Below are 5,451 nucleotides of genomic sequence, written 5' to 3'. Positions count from 1 at the left end.
GGGCCGCCCCCTCCGGCGGCCCTCACCACACGCGCCCGCCGCGCGCCCGCCGCGTCCGCGGCCGGTCGGCGAGGAGCTGTCCGCGCCGGGACGCGACGCATGGAAACCGCGCGGGCACACCGCGTTCTGAACGGTTGCCTGCCGCAACCAACCGTAGGTGCGGCGTGACCTGCCGCGTTCGTGTTGTTCGATCGGTACCCGCGCACCGCAGCGGGAAGACGGGTTCTGGTACTAACGTTGTGCAGACCTGTAACCGAATGAAAGGGCACGGCCTTGTCCGCCAGATCGTCGGACCCGCCTGAACGCAGCCACAGTCCAGGACCACTTCGCCAGCACATGCGTGACAGCGACACGCGGCGAGGTGGTGCTCGATGAGTGTCGCACTACTGGCCCTGCTCGCCGTCATCGTGTTGACGGTCGGCACCGGCTACTTCGTCGCGCAGGAGTTCGCCTACGTCGCGGCGGACCGGTTGAAACTCGCCCGTGAGGCAGCCGCCGGTGACCGCAGGGCGATCCGCGCGGTGAAGGTCCAGCAGCGCCTGTCGTTCATGCTCTCGGGCGCGCAGCTGGGCATCACCGTCACCACGCTCGTCGTCGGGTTCCTCGCCGAACCCGCCATGGCGGAGTTGATCTCCCCGGTCCTTCTCGGCGTGGGTGTCCCCGAGGCCGCTGTCGGCGGGCTCGCCCTCACGCTCTCCTTCATCGGCGCCACGGTCATCCAGATGATCGTGGGCGAGTTGGGGCCGAAGAACCTCGCGCTCGCCGTTCCCGAGCGACTCGCGAAGCAGATGGCGACCACCACGCTGTTGTACCTCAGGATCGCCGGTCCGGTCATCCACGTCTTCGACGCCGCGGCCAACCGCCTGCTGCGGATGATCGGTATCGAGCCCGTGGAGGAACTGCACGGCGGCGCCACCGCCGAGGAGCTGGGCCACCTCATCCTGGAGTCGCGCGAGCACGGCCACCTGCCGAAGGCGACGGCCGAGCTGCTCGACCACGCGCTGGACTTCTCCGAGCGGACCCTCGGCGAGGTGATGGTGCCGCGGGTCGACGTCGACTACGTGCGGACCGACACCACCGCCGCCGAGGTCGTGGAGAGGATCGGCGCCCGCGGCCACACCCGGTACCCGGTGGTGGCCGAGCGGGTCGACGACGTGGTCGGCGTCATCGGGGTCCGCGAGCTGGTGAAGCTCCCGGAGGGCAAGCTCGCGTCGGTCACGGCCGGTGGGCTCGCCCGCCCGCCGCTGCGGCTGCCGGACACGCTGCCGCTGCCTCGTGCCGTCGAGCAGATGCAGACCGCCGGTCAGGAGTTCGCGATCGTCATCGACGAGTACGGCGGGCTCGCCGGAATCGTCACGCTGGAGGACATCGCGGAGGAACTCGTCGGTGAGATCGCCGACGAGAGCGACCGCGTGGTCGAGATCGCCGTTGCCGACGGCACGGGCGGCTGGCTGGTGGACGCGGGTCGCCGCGTCGACGAGGTGACCGACGCCACCGGCATCCCCCTCCCCGAGGAGGAGACGTTCGAGACCGTCGCGGGCCTGGTCGTGGACCGGCTCGGGACGTTCCCGACGGTCGGCGACCGCCTGGGCCTGGACCTTCCGGGTGACGGCGGACGGCTGGAGATCGAGGTGCTGGCCATGGACCGGCACGTCCCGGAGAAGGTGCGGCTGGTCCGAGTGCCCGCCGCGACCGCGCACGAGCGAGGGGTGGTCTGACGATGGACATCGGAACCGCGCTCTTCGTGACCGTGCTGCTGCTCATCGGCAGCGGGTTCTTCGTCGCCGCCGAGTTCGCCCTCGTGGCGGCCCGCAGCCACCGGCTGGAGAAGGCCGTGGCCGAGGGCAAGCGGGGCGCCCGCTCCGCGCTCGCGGGCACCAAGGAACTCTCGCTGATGCTGGCCGGTGCCCAGATGGGCATCACCGCCTGCACCCTGCTGCTGGGTTCGATCTCGAAACCCGCGATCTCCCACGCGCTGGAACCGGTACTGGTCTCGCTCGGCCTGCCCACCGGCATCAGCTACGGCATCGCATTCGTCTTCGCCATGGTGGTGGTGATCTTCCTCCACATGGTCGTCGGCGAGATGGCGCCGAAGTCGTGGGCGATCTCCCACCCGGAGCGCTCGGCGATGCTGCTGTCGCCGCCGTTCCGGGCGATCGTCCGTGTCTTCCGCTGGGCACTGCGCGCGCTCAACCAGGCGGCCAACGGTGTGGTCCGGGCCTTCCGGGTGACACCGGTGGAGGAGCTGAACTCGGTGCACAGCCGGGAGCAGCTGGGACAGCTGGTGACGGAGTCCCAGCGCATGGGGCTCATCAGCGAGTCCGACTCGGGCCTGCTGACCCGCTCCCTCAACGAGCCGCAGACGCCGATCAGGTCGCTGCTGGTGCCGGTGGACCGCATCGTGTCGGTCTCGGGCACCGCGAACGTGGGCGACATCCTGTCGGCCGCGTCCGCCAGCGACCACACCCGGCTGCTGGTGCGCGACGGCGACCAGATCGTCGGCTCCGTCCACGCGCGCGACGCGATCGTGGCGCGCGCGGAGGGCCGTGAGGTCACGGCGGGCGACCTCGCCCGCCCCGTGCCGCGGTTGACCGCGGAGGACACTGTGGAACACGCGGTGGAGCAGCTGCGCCACCACCGCGCGTCGTTGGCTGTCGTCCTGACGGACGACGACCGGCTGGCCGGGCTGATCAGCCTGGACGACCTGCTGGTGCGGCTGATGGCGTGAGGCGCCGGGTGCGTGCCCGGTGACGGGTGCGCACCCGTCACCGTCCGCCGCCGACGCGGCGGGCGGGAGGAACGTGATGGACGGCCCGGCGGCCTCGACCGCCGGGCCGTCCGGCGTTCGCGGCGCGTGTGACGCCGGTCGCGCGGTCGCGGTCGTTGCGTCGGGCGCGTCGCCGGGCAGGAGCGGTCATCGGTGCGGGCGGCGGGGTCTTCGGCCGCAGGGGTCGCACGGCGGGTCCGGGTCGCGCACGGTGCCCGGCGCGGTCGGCGGCCCGTCGACCGGCGCGGCAGCGGCCGGGTCAGCCGTCGACGCGGCCGGTGACGGTGGTGCCGGAGGGGTCGATCAGGACGTACTCGCAGGCGCCGTGGGCGATGGCGCGGTAGGCGACCCCCGGGGGCACCACATAGGCGTCACCGCAGCCGAGCCGCACCGGTTCGCCGGCCGCGGTGGGCGAATGCGGTCCGGGCGCGCCGGCTGGAGCGGGCGTCGGGATGTCGCTCTCCTCGGCGAGTTCCAGGAGCAGCACGCCGCTGAGGGTCAGCAGCGTGGTGTCGCCGGTGGCCGGCGGGCTCCAGCCGTCGCCGAGCGCCGCTTCGCGCGGTGCGGGCGGTACCGCACCTGCCGCCGCACCGGTCGGCGCCACGGCCTCCGGCACGAGCGGGGGGACGAGGGACGCCGGCCGACTCGTCGTCGGGGCGAGCGTCGCCGGGGCCGTGCCGGCGGGTGGCCGGGCGGGTGCCGGGCCGCTCGCGCCCGGCCACCCGACGCCGGCGGGGGCGGCGGTGGACGGCGCGCTGGCGTACGGCTCGGACGCGGGCATAAAGCCTCCGTGGCGACGGGCGAACGGTGGAGGGAGACTTCCGACTCTGCCACGAACCGGTGGCCGTTCGCCACGTTTGGCGGTGCTCCGTGCGCCGCCGGACGCGGCGGAGCGCGACCCGCCCGACGGGGCGCGACGGGCAGCCGACACGTGTCGTGGTGCCGACCGCCCGCCTCGTGGTGCCCGTCCCGCCTCTGGCCGTCCCAGCCCTGGTCGTGCCGTGCCGGCTCAGCCGCACGCCGGCCGTGCGCCGGGGCGCACGGTTGCGATGTGACGGTCCCGCCGCCCGACCGCCCGACCGCCCGACCGCCCGACCGCCCGACCGCCCGACCGCCCGACCGCCCGACCGCCCGACCGCCCGACCAGCCGTCGGTCGCGGGACGAGGCGGCACGGTGCGTCAGACGCCGCGTCGGGCCGTCGAGCGGCGCCGTCCGACGGGTGGCGCTGTGCGTCAGGCGGTGTGCAGGGTCAGGCCGTAGCGGTCGAGGATCTCGTTGACCGGCTGGAACCAGGTCCGGCCGCCGTCGCGGCAGTTGCCGTAGCCGCCGGAGGTGACACCCTGCGCCTGGTCGCCGGTCAGGTACGCGCCGCCGGAGTCGCCGGGTTCGGCGCAGACGGTCGTCCCGGTCATCTGGTACACCGGGCCCACGTCGTAGTTGACGGTGTCGTTCTTGGAGAGGACGGTGCCGCAGTGCCAGCCGGTGGTCGCGCCGGAGCGGCAGATGGAGGAGCCGATCGGGGCCTCCGCCGACCCGCGGACCAGCTGGTCGGGTATCGCGCCCCAGCCGATCACGACGGGCACCGTCCACCAGCCGCTGCCGACGTTGACCCAGCCGAGGTCGTCACCGGGGAAGGACGACCCCTGGAAGTGTCCGATGTGGGTGTTGTCCCAGCCGCGCACGGCCTGGCCGACGGAGCCGCAGTGCCCGGCGGTCACGAACCCGCCGTGGACGGAGAAGCCGATGGAGCACCCGGCGGTGTTGGTCCAGTAGCGGTCGCCGCCGACGGTGCCCGCGGCGAAGGTGCCCGGCTGCTCGGGCGCGTCGGCGACGACGCGCACGGGCCCGGCCGCCTCGGCCTCCGCGACGAAGGCCCGCACCTCGGAGGCGTCCTCCGCGCCCTCCACCAGGTGCACCACCACGCTGTTGTCGTGGACGTCCACGCCCCACCCGGCGACGCCCGCGGGCGCGTTCTCACCGAGGTCGTCGATCTCCGCCTTGGTGGCGTCGAGCAGGGTGGCGCTGTGGGCGACGATCTCGGCCGTTGCGCCGGTGGCCTCGACATCGGTGGCCGCCTCGGCGTCGGTGACGGCGACGGTCAGGCCGCCCGCCTCGGCGTCGAACCAGCTGCCTGCGAAGGAGTCGCCGGCGGCCTGCTCCGCCAGCGGTTCGAGGTCGCCGGCCGCGGCCTCCTGCGCCAGCCGGGTGAGGGCCTGGTCCTCGGTGAGGCCGAGATCCTGCTGCATGGCCTGGACGAGTCCGGCCGAGGCGGCGGGGGACGCGGCGGTCGCGGTGGTGGCGGTGGCGGCGGAGCCCGCGGCGAGCCCGGCGGCGAGCAGCAGGGCGGAGAGGCCGGCGCCGGCGGCCCGCCGCGTCGACCGTCTGCCTGAGGTGGGGGAGGTACGGGAAGTGCTGCGAGACATGGGGGAGTGCCCTTCTGTTGTTCCCTCGGTGGGGTGGAACAGCGAAGGCCGGGAGCGCTCTCGAACCCGCTGGGAGCGTAGAGGCGACGCGGTGGCCGAGTCCAGAGTCCTGAGTTCCGGAACCGGGCTCGGGCAGCGGGGGATTGGCCGGAAGTACCGGAGCGTGCGGCGTCGCACCGGCTCGCGGCCGGCTCCGCCGTGCGCCCCCTCCGCGCGCAGGGCGGCGTGGTCGCAGGGCCGCAACGGCGCTGGCCCCCGAC

General features: G+C 74.0%; 4 protein-coding genes. 2 read left to right on the top strand and 2 right to left on the bottom strand.

What is annotated here, in order from left to right; genetic code table 11:
• Window positions 1-371 precede the first annotated feature (371 nt).
• On the top strand, window positions 372-1,718 hold the full coding sequence (locus HCJ92_RS21710) for a hemolysin family protein (protein WP_167935309.1): 1,347 nt from the start codon (window positions 372-374) through the stop codon (window positions 1,716-1,718).
• A gap of 2 nt (window positions 1,719-1,720) precedes the next feature.
• A complete protein-coding gene (locus HCJ92_RS21705; protein WP_167935308.1) occupies window positions 1,721-2,728 on the top strand; it encodes a hemolysin family protein in 1,008 nt (335 codons plus the stop codon).
• Window positions 2,729-3,026: 298 nt separating this feature from the next.
• On the opposite strand, the gene HCJ92_RS21700 is transcribed toward HCJ92_RS21705, so the two are convergent.
• Window positions 3,027-3,371 carry a cupin domain-containing protein gene (locus HCJ92_RS21700; protein ID WP_167935307.1) on the bottom strand — a complete coding sequence of 115 codons (345 nt, stop codon included), beginning with the start codon at window positions 3,369-3,371 and terminating at the stop codon, window positions 3,027-3,029.
• A 629-nt stretch (window positions 3,372-4,000) separates the two neighbouring features.
• Complete coding sequence (locus HCJ92_RS21695) at window positions 4,001-5,191, bottom strand: S1 family peptidase (protein WP_167935306.1); 1,191 nt, start codon at window positions 5,189-5,191, stop codon at window positions 4,001-4,003.
• Window positions 5,192-5,451: the final 260 nt, after the last annotated feature.

It is taken from the genome of Streptomyces spiramenti, assembly GCF_012034385.1.
Classification (GTDB): domain Bacteria; phylum Actinomycetota; class Actinomycetes; order Streptomycetales; family Streptomycetaceae; genus Streptomyces; species Streptomyces spiramenti.
Note: the sequence above shows the minus strand (reverse complement) of the source record. Positions and strands in the feature narration are given on the sequence as shown.